Origin of the sequence: Pseudomonas sp. IT-P294 (genome assembly GCF_949767865.1) — a bacterium.
Taxonomy (GTDB): domain Bacteria; phylum Pseudomonadota; class Gammaproteobacteria; order Pseudomonadales; family Pseudomonadaceae; genus Aquipseudomonas.
This window is the reverse complement of sequence record NZ_CATKQW010000055.1, coordinates 22,617-39,058: the sequence shown is the minus strand read 5'-3', so window position 1 is coordinate 39,058 and position 16,442 is coordinate 22,617. Positions and strand designations below refer to the sequence as shown.

Here is a 16,442-nt window from a genome sequence, read left to right as displayed (position 1 = left end):
TTCGGCGATCAAGCTCGTATAGGGTGGCGTTTTTTGTCCACCAGGGAGCTGGCCATGTTGCGTCTGAGCGCGCTTTACCGTTATCCATTGAAATCCGGCAAGGGCGAGAGCCTGCAATCGATCAGCCTCGATAAACTGGGGTTGGACGGTGATCGGCGCTGGATGCTGGTGGACGAAGCCAGCGGGCGCTTTCTGACCCAGCGTGCCGTGGCGCAGATGAGTCAGTTATCGGCGTTGTGGAACGCCGACGGCGGCTTGACCCTCAGCGCCCCAGGCCGAACATCCATCGACATCGCATTGCCTGCCAGCGACGCGGAACTGCGTGGCGTGACGATCTGGCGCGACACCTTGCGCGTGCCGGATGCCGGCGTTGAGGCGGCGGCCTGGGTCAGTGAATTCATCGGCAAACCGACGCGTCTGGTGCAAGTGCCGCTTGATCGCGCGCGAACGACCCAATCGGGTTACGGCAAGGACGATGATCAGGTCGCGTTCGCCGATGGCTTCCCGCTGTTGCTGATCGGCCAGGCGTCCCTGGAGGACTTGTCGCAAAAGGTCGGGCGCCCGCTGGAAATGCTCCGCTTTCGGCCCAACCTGGTGATCGAGGGCAGCGAGGCGTATGCCGAGGATGGCTGGAAGCGTCTGCGCATCGGCGATGTCGAGTTCCGTGTGGTCAAGTCTTGCGCGCGCTGCATTCTGACCACCATCGACCCGCAAACCGGTGAACGCAGCGAAGATCGCGAACCGCTGGCCACGTTGCAGAAATACCGTGCCGAGGCCGATGGCGCGATGTTCGGCCAGAATCTGGTCAACGACAGCAACGGCCAACTTGAAGTCGGTATGCCGGTGACGATCCTGGAATAAACCACCCTGAACAAAAATGCCCGCGTCCCAAAAGGACGCGGGCTTTTTTTTGTTGCGGTGAAACCCCGGGGTTTTAGCCGCGGTATTCGCACAGGTAAGCGGTGTCGACGGCTACTTTCAGCTGGAACTTGCTGTTGGCGGGCACGTTGAACTGGCTGCCGGCGGCGAAGGTTTCCCAATCGGTGCTGTCAGGCAGTTTGACGGTCAGGGCGCCGGTCACCACGTGCATGATTTCACGCTGGCTGGTGCCGAATTCGTATTCGCCCGGAGCCATGACGCCGATGGTCGCAGGACCTTCAGCGGTGCCAAAGGCGATCGACTTGACGGTGCCGTCGAAGTACTCGTTGACTTTAAACATGGGCGATTCCTCGAAAAGGGCTAAAAAGGGCTGGCCAGTATGCACAAGGCCTCGAACGCCGTCACCTCTCGAGGGGGAGAACCTGCGGCAACAAACGCGCTGTATTGCGCGCATCTTCCAGTGCCCGGTGCTGTTGGCCATTGAACTGCATGCCCGCCAGTTGCAATGCGGCGTTGAGTCCCAGCGGACGCTCCAGGCGTCGGGCCTTGGCAAAGCGCTGTTTGAGATTCATGTGCGGCACGCTGCCCAGAGCACTGTCCAGTTGCAGACGCTGCCACTCTTGCAGCAGTTGCTTGCGATCGTAGTCGCCCCAACTGGCCCAGCCCTCCAGAATCGACTGATGTTGCTCCAGCCATTGCTCGAACGACGGCCATACCTCGCTCAGCGTCTGCGCTGCGTCGACGTTGGCCTGAGTGATATGGGTCAGCTCCCGGCAAAACGGCGTCAGCAACGGCCGCTTCAACGGTCGAACGAAGCACTGGAAAAAATCCACTTCGCGCCCTTTACGGTCGACGAGGGTGGCACCGATTTCGATGATTTCCATTTCTGTAACAGGCCATCCACCGTCATCGGTGGTGGCTTCCAGATCGATTACCAGCCAATGAGGCATCGCAGGGTTCCTGGTATCCGCGTCCTGATAGGACTTGAGCGTAGCCAAACCCGACGGATCCGCCTAGCGGCTTATTCGACCTCCAACAAAATCTGACGATTTTTAACCTGATCGCCGACCCGGACCTGCAAGCGCTTGAGCACTCCGTCGATGCCTGACTTGAGCGGATGCTCCATTTTCATTGCTTCGAGCACCACCAGCAGCTGACCTTTGCTGACCGGGCTGCCTTCACTGACCAATACATCGACGATCGCCCCGTCCATCGGTGCCTTCAGGGTACCGCTGCTGACGCTGGCCTGAGCGCTGACCAGCGCCTGGGTCCGATTGATCAGCCGCAGGCTGCCGGGACGGGTGGACAGCCACAGTTGACCCACGTCGAGACAGTAGGCATGGCGCTGACGAATGCCATCAATGTCCAGGGTTGCCCAGCGCCCGTCGCACTGGATGACTTTCAAGTGGAGGGTTCGAGGACCGACCGTCAACCGGTAAGGTTGGTCAGGCAGAGCGTTCAGTTCCACCTGCCAGTCCTGATCTTCCACGCCGATGCGATAGTGCAGGGGCACACTGGCGTTGTTGCGCCAGCCGGCCAGCGGGGCGATGTAGGTCTGTGCCGAGGCGTGATAGAACAGCGCCGCAGCAATGGCCAGTTCTTCAGCGCCCGGAACGTGCGGATGCAGGCAAGGGTGGTCGGCGAAAAAGCTCGGGATGAACCCGGTGCTGAACTCGCCGCTGATGAACTGCGGGTGTTGCAGCAAACTGGCGAGTAAACGCTGATTGCTTTGCACCCCCAGCAACACGCTGTCCTGTACTGCCCGCAGCAACTTGCGCCGGGCCTCTTCGCGGGTAGCACCATGGGCGATGATTTTGCCGAGCATCGGGTCATAGAACGGGCTGATGGCCTGGCCTTCGATCAAGCCATGATCGATGCGCACACCGTCCTGTAATGCAAGCTCCCAGGCCTCGATCCGACCGGTTTGCGGCACAAAACCCTGCGCCGGATCTTCGGCGTACAAGCGCACTTCCATGGCATGCCCGTTGAGTGGCACCTGCTCTTGTCGCAATGGCAGAGGCAAGCCTTCGGCGACGTGCAGCTGCCAAGCCACGAGGTCCAGGCCGGTGATCAATTCGGTGACCGGATGCTCCACTTGCAGCCGGGTGTTCATCTCCAGGAAATAAAACTGCCCGCGCGCATCCAGCAGGAATTCCACGGTACCGGCGCCGACGTAATTGACTGCGCGCCCAGCCTTGAGCGCCGCGTCGCCCATGGCCTGACGCAATTCGGTGGTCATGACCGGGCAGGGCGCTTCTTCGATGACTTTCTGATGGCGCCGCTGGATCGAGCAGTCGCGCTCGCCGAGGTGGATCAAGTGGCCGTGCTGGTCGCCAAATACTTGCACTTCGACATGCCGTGGATCGATCAGCGCTTGTTCGAGAATCAGCTCGTCGCTGCCAAACCCGTGCAGGGCCTCGGAGCGCGCGGTTCGCAATTGTTCCAGCAGGTCCCCGGCGCTGTGCACCAGGCGCATGCCGCGTCCGCCACCCCCGGCGCTGGCCTTGATCATCAGCGGGTAACCGATGCGCCCGGCTTCGCGGCTCAGGGTCGCGTCGTCCTGTTCAGGGCCTTGATAGCCGTCGATGCAGGGCACGCCGGCCTCGAGCATGGCGAGCTTTGACAGGCGCTTGCTGCCCATCAGCTCAATGGCTTCGGGGCTGGGGCCGATGAAGGTGATGCCGGCGCGTTGGCAGGCGCGGGCGAATTCGGCGTTTTCGGAAAGAAAGCCATAGCCGGGGTGAATCGCGTCGGCACCGGTGCGGCGGGCGGCGTCGAGGATGGCCGGGATGTTCAGGTAGGACTGCTGCACCGGGGCCGGGCCGATGTTGACGGCCTGGTCGGCCATTTGTACGTGCAGGGCGTCAGCGTCGGCATCGCTGAAGACAGCGACGGTGCGGTAGCCCAGGGCTTGGGCCGTGCGCTGGATGCGGCAGGCGATTTCACCACGGTTGGCGATCAGGATTTTTTTGAGGGCGGGCATCTTGTCTTCTCTCAAGTTGTGCGGTGAAAGTGCTGGCTTAATCGCGTGCAAGCCCGCTCCCACAGGGGAATGCTTTTCAATGTGGGAGCAGGCTTGCCTGCGATTCTTCTAAGAAGCCCACCCCGGTTTGCGTTTTTGCACGAACGCCATCGTCCCCTCGACCCCTTCCGCGCCAGTCACCGCTTCGCTGAACCACTCAGCCGCTTCGTCCAACAACGCATCGGATGGCTGGCCGGCGCTCGCCAGCAATAGCTTTTTCGTCGTCGCATTCGCCCCCGGCGCGCAGCACAACACATGGGCGAGCACTTCATCGAGACGCTCGGCCAAGGCTTGCGCGTCATGCTCGACGAAATGCACCAGCCCCATGCGGCGCGCTTGGGTGCCATCGAAGCGCGCCGCCGTCAGCGCCAGTCGACGTGCATGGGTCAAGCCGATGCGCTGGACCACGAACGGCGCAATCTGCGCCGGCAGCAGACCCAGGCTGGTTTCCGGCAGGCCGAATTGCGCGTTGTGATCGGCCAGGGCAATGTCGCTGACGCACGCCAGGCCCAATCCACCGCCGAGCACTGCGCCTTGCAGCACGGTGATGACCACTTGCGGCGCGTGTTGCACCGCTTGCAGCAGCGCACCGAAGGCTCTGTTCAAGTCGCGATAGGCGCTTGCCCCATGAGTGCGAGCATTGGCCATGTCCTTGATGTCGCCACCGGCGCAAAAATGCCCGCCGGCACCACCGATTACCAGTGCGCGAACGGTTCGATCGTCGCGCACCGTCGCCAGCACTGCGCGCAGTTCGTCGACCATCTGCAAGCTCATGGCGTTGCGGCTGTCCGGACGATTGAGGGTGATGTGCAGCACGCCGTTGTGTGATTCCAGCAGCAAGGTCTGACAAGCAGGCAGGGCGCTCATTTCTTTTTCCCCGGCAGGATGCCCATGAGTTTGCAGATGATCCCCAGCATGATTTCGTCGGCGCCGCCGCCAATCGACACCAGCCGCACGTCACGGTAGGCGCGGGCCACCGGGTTGTCCCACATGAAGCCCATGCCGCCCCAATATTGCAGGCAGCTGTCGCTGACCTCGCGGCCCAGGCGCCCGGCCTTGAGTTTGGCCATCGACGCCAGGCGCGTGACATCCTGGCCTTTGATGTATTGCTCGGTGGCCTGGTAGACCAGTGCGCGCAAGCATTCGATTTCGGTTTGCAGTTCGGCGAGGCGGAAGTGAATGACCTGGTTATCGATCAGCGCGCTACCGAACGTCTTGCGTTCCTTGCAATACTCGATGGTGCTGTCGACGCAGTATTCCAGGCTCTTGATCATGTTCGCCGCGCCGAACAGGCGTTCTTCCTGGAACTGCAGCATCTGCATCATGAACCCCGCACCTTCGTGTCCGATGCGGTTGCGCTGCGGTACGCGCACGTTGTCGAAAAACACCTGGGCGGTTTCCGAACTGCGCATGCCGAGCTTGTCCAGGTGCGAGCTGAGGCTGATGCCCGGGGTGTTCATCGGCACCATGATCAGCGACTTGTTGACGTGCGGTTTGTCGTCCGAGGTGTTGGCCAGCAAACAGATGAAGTCGGCGCTCGGCGAGTTGGTGATCCACATTTTGCTGCCGTTGATCACGTAGTCGTCGCCGTCCTTGCGGGCGGTCGTTTTCAACCCGGCCACGTCGGAACCGGCGCCGACTTCGGAGACGCCGATGCAGCCAACCTGTTCGCCGGTAATCGCCGGGCGCAGGAACTCTTCGCGCAGTTCATCGGAGCCGAAGCGGGCGAGGGCCGGTGTGCACATGTCGGTTTGCACGCCGATGGACATCGGAATCCCGCCGCAGTGGATGGTGCCGAACTCTTCGGCCGCAACGATCGAATAGCTGTAGTCGAGGCCCATACCGCCAAACTTTTCCGGTTTGGAAATCCCCAGCAATCCGAGGTCACCGGCCTTGCGGAAGATCTCGTGAATCGGGAAGCGCCCGGCCTTTTCCCATTCCTCGACGTGCGGGTTGATCTCGTGATCGACGAACTGGCGGACGGTGCGACGCAGTGCTTCGTGTTCCTGGGTGAAGATCATTCTTATTGTTCTCCTGTGACCTGCGATCAGAATCTCGCGACGCCAAAACTGTTGGTTTGCAGCGGCCGTACGTCAGCCTCATGACAGATGTCCAGCAGATACCCGAGCAACGTGCGGGTATCTCGCGGGTCGATCAGACCGTCGTCCCACAGATTGGCGCTGGCATAAAGCGCCGTGGACTGGCTGTCGAGTTTCTGTGCGGTGACTTGCTCCAGCATGTCGAGCATTTTCGGGTCGGGTACCAGACCGTCCTTGAGCTGCTTGGCCTCGGTGACGATGCGCAGCACTTTGCCGGCCTGGGCTCCGCCCATCACCGCCGTGCGGCTGTTGGGCCAGGCGAAGATGAAGCGCGGGTCGAGACCACGGCCGCACATCGCGTAGTTGCCGGCGCCGTAGGAGCCGCCGACAACAATGGTCAGCTTGGGCACTCGGGCGTTGGCCACCGCTTGAATCATCTTCGCACCATGCTTGATCACACCTTGCTGTTCCGATTCGGTGCCGACCATGAACCCGGTGGTGTTGTGGAAAAACAGCAGCGGTGTCTGGCTCTGGTCACAGAGCTGAATGAATTGCGCCGCCTTGCTCGCCCCCTTGGGCGTGATCGGGCCGTTGTTGCCGATGAATCCGCAGGCGCGTCCCTGAATGTGCAAGTGACCGCAAACGGTCTGCTGATCGAATTCGCTCTTGAACTCGAGGAAGTTCGAAGCGTCGGCAATTCGCGCGATGATTTCGCGCACGTCATAAGGTTTTTTCGGGTCGTCGGGAATCAGCCCGAGCAGCTCGTCGATAGGGTAGAGCGGGTCTTCCCAATACCGGGCGGGCGCGGCGGGCAAGCGCGCGTTCCACGACAACAGGCTGACGATTTCGCGTACCTGGCGCACGCCATCGGCGTCGTTCTCGGCCAGGTATTCGGCAGTACCGGCGGTTTGCGCGTGCATCTCGGCGCCGCCCAGTTCTTCGTCGGTCGCGACCTCGCCGGTGGCGGCCTTGAGCAGCGGCGGGCCGGCCAGAAACAGCTTGGCTTTGCCCCGCACCACCACCACGTAATCCGAGAGGCCTGGCTGGTAAGCACCGCCCGCCGTGGCCGAGCCGTGGACCACGGTGATCTGCGGCAGGCCCATGGCTGACATCCGCGCCTGATTGGCAAAAGTGCGCGCGCCTTCAACGAAAATCTCTGCCGCGTAATTGAGGTTGGCGCCGCCGCTCTCGGCGAGGGTGATGACCGGCAGTTTGTTTTCCATGGCGATCTGTTGCAGGCGCAGGGACTTTTTCAAACCGCTGGGGGAAATGGTCCCGCCCCTGATCGCGCTGTTGTTCGCCACCACCAGCACCCGCACGCCGGACACATAACCGATGCCGGCAATCAGACCGCCACCGGCCGAGCTGCCGTCCTTGTCATCGTGCAGTTTATAGCCGGCCAGGCTCGCCAGTTCGAGGAACGGCGCGCCAGGGTCGAGCAGTAGATTGAGGCGTTCACGGGGCAGCAACTGGCCGCGCTTGTCGAACTTGTCTTTGGCTTCGGCTGCTTTGTTCAGCAGGTTTTGCTCAAGCTGTCGGACCTGCTCGATGCCGGCCAGCATCGCGGTTCGGTTGTGGGCGAACTGTTCACTGAGCGGGTCGACCTGAGACTGGATCACCGGCATGGCTTATTCCTTATCCTTGAGCACTTCGGGTAAGTACGCGCGGTGGAAACCGTTGTACGACACACTGTTGGTGGCCTTGTGAATCGGCCACGCCCGGCCGCCCAGGCTCGCCGCGCCGTCGATACGCAAGGTGCTGCCGCTGATGAACGCGGCGGCCGGGCTCAGCAGGAAAACAATCGCCGCGCTCACTTCCGATTCCGTGCCGATGCGTTTGAGCGGCACGTGTTCGCGCAGGGTCGGAATCACCGCTTTGAACGCGCCCTCGTAAGTGTCCATGCCGCTGGAAGCGATCCAGCCCGGCGCCACGGCGTTGACCCGCACCCCGGCGTAACCCCATTCGAAGGCGGCGGTCTTGGTCAGGTTGTCCATGCCCGAACGCGCCGCGCCCGAGTGGCCCATGCCGGGCATGCCGCCCCACATGTCGGCGAGCATGTTGACGATGGCGCCGCCGTGCTTGCTCATGGATTGATTGAACACTTCCCGTGCCATCAGGAAGCCGCCCACCAGGTTGGTGCGCATCACGGTTTCAAAACCCTTCTGATTGATCGAGGCCAGCGGCGAGGGGTATTGCCCGCCGGCATTGTTGACCAATCCATGAATCGGCCCGTGCTTGCGAATCAACTCGCTGACCAGGTGCGTGACCGCTTCTTCCTCGCGTATGTCGCAGATGGCCCAGTCCGCCGTGCCGCCGTCTTCGGCTATCTCGGCAGCGACGCTTTTCAACTTGTCGGCCTTGCGTCCGACCAACAACACATGCGCGCCGAGGGCCGCCAGTTCGTGGGCGGTGCAACGGCCGATGCCACTGCCGCCGCCGGTGACGATGATGGTTTGGCCGGCAAACAGATCAGCTCTGAAAATCGAATCGTAAACCATGGCGACAGTCCTCTAGTTGACCTGGTCGGCGATGCGCTGGGGCACCGGAATCTGGATCTCCAACAGCTGCTGGGCGAACGCCTTGCCTTGCGGATCGATGCGCAGGCTGGCCACGCCACCGCCGCCCAGCGCGTTCTCCAGAAGAAAATTCAAGCTGTGGGTGCCGGGCAAATACCAGCGTTCGACGCGTCCGTGAATCGGGTCGAGGACGTGGCTCATCCAGTCGACCATCACTTCAGGCGTCAGGGCTTCGGCGATCCACGGCAGATACTCGGGCTCGCGGGCCATGACGCCGATGTTGCTGTGATTGCCTTTGTCACCCGAGCGGGCCACGGCGAGTTTGATCAGCGCCACGCTGGCATCGGCGCGGCCAGTGGGTTGTGGCGGATCGAACGGCACGGGCAGGTCAGCCGGGTCGAGCACATCGACGGCAGGCAGGGCGCACGGGTGGCGTTGCCCCTTGAGATCAATCTCCAACGTGCACGCAGTTTTGTCGATGAGGAACGAGAACAGCCGGATCAGCGGATACACCGTCGGGCGGCCCCCGACAATGCCGGTCAACCCCGGCGCCATGCCCGTCGCGGCCTGGGCGATTTCCCGGGAGAACACAATCAAGGCTTGTTTGCTCGGATGGCGCACGGCGAGCTTGATCACCACTTCGCGACTGTCCTGGCGCTGGCCGTGCGGGCCGTAGGTGGCTTCGCTGCCGAGCAGCTCGATGTTCACTTCGCTGTAGGGCGCCCAGCCGCGCTGGCTGTAGATTTCCGAGGTCTTGTTGATGATCGCCTCGCTGACTCGACGGGCCTTGTCGACCGCGTCGATCCCAGCGATCAGGCAACTGGCGGTGCAACGGAACCCGTCCGGGTACGTGGCGCTGACCTTGTATTGATCGGTGGGCGCAAGGCCTTTTGCACCGTGCACCTGAACCGCGTTTATGCCTTGTTGCGCCAGTTTGACTTCAGTGAAATCGCAGACCACGTCCGGCAAAAGGTAGGCCTGCGGGTTGCCGATTTCATACAGCATCTGTTCGCCGACGGTCAGCGGCGTGACCAGTCCGCCGGAGCCTTCGGGTTTGCTGACGATAAATTGGCTGTCGGCGCTGACCTCGACGATGGGGAAACCGATGTGTTCATAATCGGGCACGTCACGCCAATCGGTAAAATTGCCGCCGGTGCATTGGGCGCCGCATTCGATGATGTGCCCGGCCAGGGCGGCTTGGGCCAGCTTGTCGTAGTCATGCCAGGACCAGCCGAATTCATGCACCAGCGCTGCGCTGACCACCGCGCTGTCGACCACGCGTCCGGTGATGACGATGTCGGCGCCCAGGCGCAGGGCTTCGACGATGCCCGGTGCGCCGAGGTAGGCGTTGGTCGAGACGCACATCGGTGGCAAGGGCGCGCCGCTGAACATCTCCTGGACGCCAAGGCTGCTCAGCTGTTTGAACTGCGGTTGCAAGTCATCGCCCAGCAGCACGGCGATTTTCAGCGCCACGCCGGCTTTGTCGCACGCCGATTGCAGGGCAGCGGCGCAGGCTTGCGGGTTGACACCGCCAGCGTTGCTGATGACACGGATCTGTTGTTCGGCGAGTTGCCCCAGCAGCGGACTGAGGACTTCGATGAAGTCGCCTGCGTAGCCTGCCTGCGGGTCTTTCATCCGTGCGCCGGCCATGATCGACATCGTTATCTCGGCTAAATAGTCGAAGACCAGATAGTCCAGACGCCCACCTTCCACCAGTTGCGCGGCGGCGGTCGAGGTGTCGCCCCAGAACGCGCTGGCGCAGCCGATGCGAATCGTTTTAGGCGCAGTCAATTCCATAACCCTCTCCGACAGAAGTGCATCGAGACTACCAAGCAAGCGCTTGGTTTGTAAACGGCTGAAATATCTTCTCCCCGAGCGCTTGCTTGGTAGCCGTTGCCAGCTTAAATTGCCCGCGCATCCCGCTGTTTTCGTGGCGAGCGGCGCATCTGATTGATCGACTGTAGGAGAGAACGGGTGGACGAGCAAAAAGCCCTGAGGGTCATGCGCGAATTGGTCGACAGCGGCCAATTGACCGACCCGGACAGCGCCCGCGGCAAACTGCTGCAAGTGGCGGCTCACCTGTTTCGCAACAAAGGTTATGAACGCACCACCGTGCGCGATCTGGCCGGCGCCGTCGGCATTCAGTCGGGCAGCATTTTTCATCACTTCAAAAGCAAGGACGAAATCCTGCGGGCGGTGATGGAAGAGACTATCCGCTACAACACCGCGTTGATGCGCGCAGCCCTGGCTGAGGCGAGCAACGTGCGCGAACGGGTGTTGGCGCTGATTCGCTGCGAATTGCAGTCGATCATGGGCGGCAGTGGCGAGGCGATGGCTGTGTTGGTGTATGAATGGCGTTCGCTCTCCGAAGAAGGGCAGGCGCAAGTGCTGGCCTTGCGTGACATCTATGAAGCGCTTTGGCTGCAGGTGCTGGGGGAAGCCAAGGACGCCGGTTTTATCCGCGGTGATGTGTTCATTACGCGTCGCTTCCTGACCGGTGCATTGTCCTGGACCACCACCTGGTTTCGTGCCGATGGCAGCATGAGCCTCGATCAATTGGCCGATGAAGCACTGATTCTTGTACTCGAAGAAAAACATTAAGTTTGTTCTGAAGCCGCAGGAAACTGGCTAAGTGGCTGAAACCGCCTAGCTTGAATGCATTGATGCGTATTTTTGGGGAGTGGGTTGTTTTGATGTCTTCGCCAATCAGGATGGCCTCGCGGCTTTTGCTGGCATCGCTTGCAGCGTTATGCGTATTGCCGTCCCAGGCTGCGCAATTGGTGCGGATCGGTGCCGCCCATTTTCCACCCTATACCGTGCGCCCTGAATCCGGTGCCGACACGGGCCTGCTCCCGCAATTGGCGGAAGCCTTGAACCGGTTGCAGAGCGACTATCAGTTCGTCCTGGTACCGACGTCCATTCCCCGGCGATTCGGTGATTTCAAGCAAGGCCGGGTCGACATGGCGATTTTCGAGAACCCCGACTGGGGCTGGAAGGATATTCCCCACACCAGTGTCGACATGGGGCTTGAAGACGCCGAAATTTTTGTCGCGCAACGTCAGCCTGATCGACAGCAAAACTATTTTGCCGATCTCACCGGCAAACGTCTGGCGCTGTTCAGCGGCTATCACTACGAGTTCGCCAACTTCAATGCCGAACCGAAATTTCTCGCGCAAAACTACAACGCCACGCTGACCTATTCCCACGACAGCAACCTGCTGATGGTGCTGCGTGGGCGGGCGGACATTGCCCTGGTGACGCGCTCCTACCTGAGCGATTACCTGCTGCGCAACGAGAAAGTCGCCGACCAGTTGCTGGTGTCCCAGCGCATCGATCAGGTGTATCACCACTACGCCATCCTCAGCCCGGCCGCCCCCATCAGTGGCGAAGCGTTCGGCAAATTGCTGAAAAGGCTGCGGGACAATGGCCAAATGCTGAAGATTTTCGATCCGTACAAGATCGCCGTGGTGCCAGTTCCAGGAAGCTGAAAACACGCCACAGGTCGCGTATTTCGCGCGTTGCTTAAATTTCCTGCCCCGCTGCCGCCATGGATCTGTGTTCGCAGGACTCGTGTGGGAGCAAGCTTGCTCGCGATGAGGGCTGCGCAAGCACCACAAGGTTGACTGCGGAACGCTGGCGGCACAGTCTTCCCGCTCCAGTTTTCATAGAGGAGACAGTCAATGCCTTTCGCCACGGTTGACGGACAAGCCCTTCATTACATCGATCAAGGCACCGGCCCGGCCGTTCTGCTGGCCGGCAGTTACCTGTGGGACCAAGCCATGTGGGCGCCGCAGATTGCTGCCTTGTCGCAACACTACCGGGTGATTGCCCTGGACCTGTGGGGCCACGGTGAGTCCGGTCCTCTTCCCGAAGGCACACAGTCATTGGATGACATCGCGCGTCAGGCCTTGGCCCTGCTCGATCATCTGCACCTGGAGCGTGTCACGCTGGTCGGCCTGTCGGTCGGTGGCATGTGGGGCGTGCGTCTGGCGCTCTCGGCGCCACAGCGAATCAACGGCCTGGTGCTGATGGACACCTATGTCGGTGTCGAACCGGAACCGACTCGCCAATACTACTTCTCGCTGTTCAAACAGATCGAAGACACCGGCGTGATTGCCCCGCAACTGCTCGATATCGTGGTGCCGATCTTCTTCCGTCCAGGGATCGATCCACAGTCGGCGCTGTATCAGGCGTTTCGCGCGAAGCTGGCGGCGCTACCGCCGCAGCGTCTGCGTGAAAGCATCGTGCCGATGGGGCGAATTACGTTTGGACGTGATGATCTGTTGCCGCGTCTGGGCAAGCTGAATGCCGAGACCACGCTGGTGATGTGCGGTGATCAGGACAAACCGCGGCCACCGAGCGAAACGCAGGAAATGGCCGAGTTGATCGGTTGCCCTTATGTGCTGGTGCCGGAGGCCGGGCATATCTCCAATCTGGAGAATCCGCAGTTTGTGACTGAGGCTTTGTTGAAGTTTCTGTCTGAAAGAAATTAGTCGAGCTTGCTGGCCCATCGCGGGCTTGCCCGCGATGGGCCAGTTAATTCACTTCGGCCCGAGAATCTTCGCCAATTTGTCCGGCGACGGTGCACCTTGCTGTTGTTGCAACTCGCCTTTGTCGTCCATATAGAAAATCGCCGGGGTGGCCTGTAGCTCCAGGTCTTCCATCAACTGCATGTTGGCCGCGAGCTTGGCCTGAATCCCTGGCGGAACATCTTTCAGGGCTTTGAGCGAACTGCCCTTGCCAGACTTTTCGTGCTCTTCCAGCGCCTTGCTCGGGTCCTTGGCGGCCAGCAGCGCGGCGGACTTGCCCGGGCTGTCTTCGCGAATGATCCCGACCATGATATGGCGCAGTTGCACCTTGCCGGCCTTGACCCACGGCCGCGCCTGTTCCCAGAACATGTTGCAGTAAGGGCAGTTCGGATCGCTGAACAGGTAGACGACACGCGGTGCATCCTTGGCGCCGTCACCGATCCAGTTGCTGGCTTCCATTTTTCCCCAGACTTCCTTGGCCATCGGCGCGTAGACCAGCTTCTGCAACGGGGCGTTGCTCAGGTCATTGCCCTCGGCGTCGTACAAACTTCCCAGTAGCACGTGTTTACCATCCGGCGTCAGGTACAGCGCCATGCCACGGTTCTGGTATTGCGCCGCGTAACCACGCAGGCCGTCGGGCGCATCGAACTGGCCGACGATCTTGGCGCCCTTGGCTTCGATTTTCTTGATCGCGTCAGGCAGTTCTTCAGCAGCCTGCACCGACGGCAAGTGCAGCAACGCGGCACCGAGGGTCAGCGTCAGCAGGTGGCGGAGGCGGGGCATGGCAGTTTCCTTGAAGGGGTGGCCGAGGCGGCAGGAAGAGGGGAGTCGAAGTTTTCCAGGGCACGGGCCAGGCTGGCCTGCGAGAGTTCGCCCAAATGGCTGCCCAGCAGTCGACCGTCCGGGCTATAGAACAGCGTCGTCGGCAGTGCCATGGAGCCCACGGCCTGGCCCAATCGACCGCTGCCATCGAACAGTACGTTGGCCAGGCTCAGGCCCTGGGTTTCGAGGAACGTGCTGACGCTTTGCATGCTTTCGGCCTGATTGACGAACAGGAAGGTCAGGTCCGGGCGTTGTTGCTGGGCGTTTTCCAGCACCGGCATTTCCCGACGGCAGGGCGGACACCAAGTGGCCCACAGGTTGATGACCAACGGGCCGCCCTTATAGTCCGCCAGTTGCACGGTTTCGCCGGCGGCATTGCGCAGGGCGATTTCCGGCAGGCGGGTGCCTTGTTCGTAAATGCTCAGGGAGAACGTTGCCAGCAGCCAGAACGCCAGGCCGCTGGCCACGCCAAAGCCCAGCGGACGGCGCAAGCCCGGGCGTCGCCAGCCGCGATACAACGCGGTGAGCAACAGCACCAAGACCCCGGGCCAGGCGAGGAAACCACCGTCACGCAGGTCAATGATCTGCCACGGGTCGTTGCGATATTGCGCCCAATAGGCGACCACGAAACAGATCCTGGCTGCCAGCAGGCCGAGTAAAAACAGGCTGAACAGTGCCGACTCCGGATTCTCGCCGCCGCGCTTGGCCACTCGCCAGCCGACAAAGGTCGCCAGTGCCAGCGCACTGATCAGCAGCAAATGGTTAAGCGCGATGGCAAAAGTGCCGAGGGTAAAAGTCAGCATTAACGAGCATCTCGGGTGGTGGTCCAGCGTTGCAGGAATGTGTCGGCATCCACCTCACCGGTGATGCGCTGGCTGCGGCGCTCTTCACCGTTTGCGCCGATCCACACGAAACTCGGTGGCCCCGGCACTTTATAACGGCCGAGCAGTTCGCGGCTGGCGGCATTGTCGGCCGTCACGTCCAGCCGTAGCAAGCGCACGTCACTCAAGGCTTGCATCACGTTGGCCTTGGCGAAGACCGTTTTTTCCATGACCTTGCACGACACGCACCAGTCAGCGTAGTAGTCCAGCAGCACCCATTGGCCCTGGGCCTTGGCGGCATCCAGTTCCTGTTGCAGTACTTGTGGGCTGTTGATCGTGGTGAACGCCTCGTGGCCACTTGGGCGGGTGGTGTTGCCGGAAGCTGCGGCGCTGTAGATCTGCAACGGTTTGAGCAGATCAGCGCTGCCGCCGGCGGCGCCGATCAGCAGCAGGCTACCCCAGATCCCGAGCAGCAGTGAGCTGGCGCCAAACAAATGGGCAATGCGGCCAAACCCCTGCGACTGTTTCCAGGCACTGAACGCGGCGATCAGCATCAACGCACCGCACAGGCCGATCCACAACGACTCATCCAGCACCGGACGCAACATCAGCAACGCTGTTGCCAGGAACAGGAAGCCGAACACGCCCTTGAGCAGGTTCATCCAGGCGCCGGGTTTGGGCAGGAAGCGATTGCCCACTGTCACCAGCAACAGCAGCGGCACACCGATGCCGATGCCCATGGCAAACAGAATCAGCCCGCCATGCAACGCGTTGCCGCTTTGCGCGATATAGAGCAGGGCACCGGCCAATGGCGCGGTCATGCACGGGCCAACCAGCAAACCGGACAGGGCCCCCAGCACGCCAGCGCCGACCAGGCTGCCCCCACGCTGATTACGCGAGACGTTTTCCAGTCGATCGCGCACGGCCACCGGCAGTTGCAACTCGAAGAAGCCGAACATCGGCAATGCCAACAGCACAAACACTGCCGCGAAGCTGCCCAACAGCCAAGGGTTCTGCAATAACGCCTGAAGGTTTGCACCGAGCATCGCGGCCAGCACGCCCATCGCGGCATACACCAGCGCCATGCTGACGACGTAACTGCCCGCCAGGGCAAACCCGCGTTTGGGCGCGGCACCACTGCCGACGATCAAACCGGCCAGGATCGGCAGCATCGGCAACGAGCAAGGGGTAAACGCCAGCAGCAGGCCCAAGCCAAAGAACACCAGTAAGCTCCAGCCCAGTGCCCGCTGTTGCAGGTCACTGGCCAGGGCTTGATCCGGCGCCTGGCTTAAGGTCGCCGTGGCAGCGCTGCCGCCCAAATCCACGACTTGGGTTTGCGGCGGATAACACAAGCCCGCGTCGGCACACCCCTGGAAGCCTACTTTGACCTGACCGGTGACTCCCGCTGGAATCTTCAGTTCAAGGCCCTGGCGATAAACCTGTTGCTCACCAAAGAACTCGTCACTGTGGGATTCGCCTTCGGGTAATACAGGATGTTGCTCCGGGGCCAATCCCTCGAATTTCAGACGTTTCTGATACAGGTAATAACCGTCGGTGATTTGCCAATAGAGCTGTGTTTCGCCCGATTCAAGGCGTTCGGACGTGAAGATGAAAGCTTTGCCAACGGGAAGAAAGTCGGGTTTGGTTTCAAATGGATTGTTGCCAGTCTGTGCCTGAGCGAGGCTGGCAAACAATCCAAAAACAAACAGGAAAAAAACACGCATCGGCAACGCCTTGGAATTTACAGGTGCCGATTACGATGAGGGGCATCGATTAACCGGGTGTTAACGCAAGGCGTCAGCGTGTGTCTTGCT

15 protein-coding genes are annotated in these 16,442 nt (G+C 61.2%); 4 read left to right on the top strand and 11 right to left on the bottom strand.

The features are described from left to right. Nucleotides 1–54 precede the first annotated feature (54 nt). Nucleotides 55–861 carry an MOSC domain-containing protein gene (locus tag ACM6I0_RS24595; protein WP_414923508.1) on the top strand — a complete coding sequence of 269 codons (807 nt, stop codon included), beginning with the start codon at nucleotides 55–57 and terminating at the stop codon, nucleotides 859–861. 73 nt (nucleotides 862–934) lie between these two features. On the opposite strand, the gene ACM6I0_RS24590 is transcribed toward ACM6I0_RS24595, so the two are convergent. The 8 genes from ACM6I0_RS24590 to ACM6I0_RS24555 all read right to left on the bottom strand — a co-directional run bounded on the left by ACM6I0_RS24590 (nucleotide 935) and on the right by ACM6I0_RS24555 (nucleotide 10,253). Further along, complete coding sequence (locus ACM6I0_RS24590; RefSeq protein WP_010461229.1) at nucleotides 935–1,219, bottom strand: pyrimidine/purine nucleoside phosphorylase; 285 nt, start codon at nucleotides 1,217–1,219, stop codon at nucleotides 935–937. 61 nt (nucleotides 1,220–1,280) lie between these two features. Next, on the bottom strand, nucleotides 1,281–1,829 hold the full coding sequence (locus ACM6I0_RS24585; RefSeq protein ID WP_285430624.1) for an exonuclease domain-containing protein: 549 nt from the start codon (nucleotides 1,827–1,829) through the stop codon (nucleotides 1,281–1,283). Between the two features lie 71 nt (nucleotides 1,830–1,900). Beyond that, a complete protein-coding gene (locus ACM6I0_RS24580; RefSeq protein WP_414923507.1) occupies nucleotides 1,901–3,862 on the bottom strand; it encodes an acetyl/propionyl/methylcrotonyl-CoA carboxylase subunit alpha in 1,962 nt (653 codons plus the stop codon). Nucleotides 3,863–3,970: 108 nt separating this feature from the next. Beyond that, nucleotides 3,971–4,768 carry an enoyl-CoA hydratase/isomerase family protein gene (locus tag ACM6I0_RS24575; protein ID WP_414923506.1) on the bottom strand — a complete coding sequence of 266 codons (798 nt, stop codon included), beginning with the start codon at nucleotides 4,766–4,768 and terminating at the stop codon, nucleotides 3,971–3,973. Then, nucleotides 4,765–5,922, bottom strand: a complete 1,158-nt coding sequence (gene atuD, locus ACM6I0_RS24570; protein ID WP_414923505.1) for a citronellyl-CoA dehydrogenase — start codon at nucleotides 5,920–5,922, stop codon at nucleotides 4,765–4,767. The genes ACM6I0_RS24575 and atuD overlap by 4 nt, the downstream gene beginning before the upstream one ends. A gap of 26 nt (nucleotides 5,923–5,948) precedes the next feature. After that, a complete protein-coding gene (atuC, locus tag ACM6I0_RS24565; RefSeq protein WP_414923504.1) occupies nucleotides 5,949–7,565 on the bottom strand; it encodes a geranyl-CoA carboxylase subunit beta in 1,617 nt (538 codons plus the stop codon). A 3-nt stretch (nucleotides 7,566–7,568) separates the two neighbouring features. After that, nucleotides 7,569–8,438, bottom strand: a complete 870-nt coding sequence (locus ACM6I0_RS24560; protein WP_414923503.1) for an SDR family oxidoreductase — start codon at nucleotides 8,436–8,438, stop codon at nucleotides 7,569–7,571. Nucleotides 8,439–8,450: 12 nt separating this feature from the next. After that, entirely contained in the window at nucleotides 8,451–10,253 is a 1,803-nt protein-coding gene (locus ACM6I0_RS24555; RefSeq protein ID WP_414923502.1) for an acyclic terpene utilization AtuA family protein, read from the bottom strand. Between the two features lie 177 nt (nucleotides 10,254–10,430). Here ACM6I0_RS24555 and ACM6I0_RS24550 point away from each other — a divergent pair, with 177 nt between their 5' ends. The 3 genes from ACM6I0_RS24550 (at nucleotide 10,431) to ACM6I0_RS24540 (ending at nucleotide 12,949) form a co-directional block, all read left to right on the top strand. Further along, on the top strand, nucleotides 10,431–11,057 hold the full coding sequence (locus ACM6I0_RS24550; protein ID WP_414923501.1) for a TetR/AcrR family transcriptional regulator: 627 nt from the start codon (nucleotides 10,431–10,433) through the stop codon (nucleotides 11,055–11,057). Nucleotides 11,058–11,149: 92 nt separating this feature from the next. Further along, the gene (locus ACM6I0_RS24545; protein ID WP_285430638.1) at nucleotides 11,150–11,944 is read left to right on the top strand and encodes a substrate-binding periplasmic protein; all 795 of its coding nucleotides are present in this window, start codon (nucleotides 11,150–11,152) and stop codon (nucleotides 11,942–11,944) included. A 192-nt stretch (nucleotides 11,945–12,136) separates the two neighbouring features. Further along, a complete protein-coding gene (locus tag ACM6I0_RS24540) occupies nucleotides 12,137–12,949 on the top strand; it encodes an alpha/beta fold hydrolase (RefSeq protein WP_414923500.1) in 813 nt (270 codons plus the stop codon). Nucleotides 12,950–12,997: 48 nt separating this feature from the next. Here ACM6I0_RS24540 and dsbG read toward each other — a convergent pair whose 3' ends face one another. Genes dsbG through dsbD form a run of 3 tightly spaced genes read right to left on the bottom strand, consistent with a single transcriptional unit; the run spans nucleotide 12,998 to nucleotide 16,352 of the window. Beyond that, complete coding sequence (gene dsbG / locus ACM6I0_RS24535; RefSeq protein WP_285430641.1) at nucleotides 12,998–13,768, bottom strand: thiol:disulfide interchange protein DsbG; 771 nt, start codon at nucleotides 13,766–13,768, stop codon at nucleotides 12,998–13,000. Further along, on the bottom strand, nucleotides 13,744–14,610 hold the full coding sequence (locus tag ACM6I0_RS24530) for a TlpA disulfide reductase family protein (protein WP_285430642.1): 867 nt from the start codon (nucleotides 14,608–14,610) through the stop codon (nucleotides 13,744–13,746). Before ACM6I0_RS24530 ends, dsbG begins: the two co-directional genes overlap by 25 nt. Then, on the bottom strand, nucleotides 14,610–16,352 hold the full coding sequence (gene dsbD, locus ACM6I0_RS24525) for a protein-disulfide reductase DsbD (RefSeq protein ID WP_414923499.1): 1,743 nt from the start codon (nucleotides 16,350–16,352) through the stop codon (nucleotides 14,610–14,612). Before dsbD ends, ACM6I0_RS24530 begins: the two co-directional genes overlap by 1 nt. Nucleotides 16,353–16,442 lie beyond the last annotated feature (90 nt).

Bases quoted from the DNA above. Each gene is read 5' to 3' on its own strand.
- ACM6I0_RS24545 (WP_285430638.1), top strand. From the start codon at position 11,150: ATGTCTTCGCCAATCAGGATGGCCTCGCGGCTTTTGCTGGCATCGCTT.
- ACM6I0_RS24540 (WP_414923500.1), top strand. From the start codon at position 12,137: ATGCCTTTCGCCACGGTTGACGGACAAGCCCTTCATTACATCGATCAA.
- dsbG (WP_285430641.1), bottom strand. From the start codon at position 13,768: ATGCCCCGCCTCCGCCACCTGCTGACGCTGACCCTCGGTGCCGCGTTG.
- ACM6I0_RS24585 (WP_285430624.1), bottom strand. From the start codon at position 1,829: ATGCCTCATTGGCTGGTAATCGATCTGGAAGCCACCACCGATGACGGT.
- ACM6I0_RS24595 (WP_414923508.1), top strand. From the start codon at position 55: ATGTTGCGTCTGAGCGCGCTTTACCGTTATCCATTGAAATCCGGCAAG.
- ACM6I0_RS24590 (WP_010461229.1), bottom strand. From the start codon at position 1,219: ATGTTTAAAGTCAACGAGTACTTCGACGGCACCGTCAAGTCGATCGCC.
- ACM6I0_RS24575 (WP_414923506.1), bottom strand. From the start codon at position 4,768: ATGAGCGCCCTGCCTGCTTGTCAGACCTTGCTGCTGGAATCACACAAC.
- ACM6I0_RS24530 (WP_285430642.1), bottom strand. From the start codon at position 14,610: ATGCTGACTTTTACCCTCGGCACTTTTGCCATCGCGCTTAACCATTTG.
- dsbD (WP_414923499.1), bottom strand. From the start codon at position 16,352: ATGCGTGTTTTTTTCCTGTTTGTTTTTGGATTGTTTGCCAGCCTCGCT.
- ACM6I0_RS24580 (WP_414923507.1), bottom strand. From the start codon at position 3,862: ATGCCCGCCCTCAAAAAAATCCTGATCGCCAACCGTGGTGAAATCGCC.
- atuC (WP_414923504.1), bottom strand. From the start codon at position 7,565: ATGCCGGTGATCCAGTCTCAGGTCGACCCGCTCAGTGAACAGTTCGCC.
- ACM6I0_RS24555 (WP_414923502.1), bottom strand. From the start codon at position 10,253: ATGGAATTGACTGCGCCTAAAACGATTCGCATCGGCTGCGCCAGCGCG.
- ACM6I0_RS24560 (WP_414923503.1), bottom strand. From the start codon at position 8,438: ATGGTTTACGATTCGATTTTCAGAGCTGATCTGTTTGCCGGCCAAACC.
- atuD (WP_414923505.1), bottom strand. From the start codon at position 5,922: ATGATCTTCACCCAGGAACACGAAGCACTGCGTCGCACCGTCCGCCAG.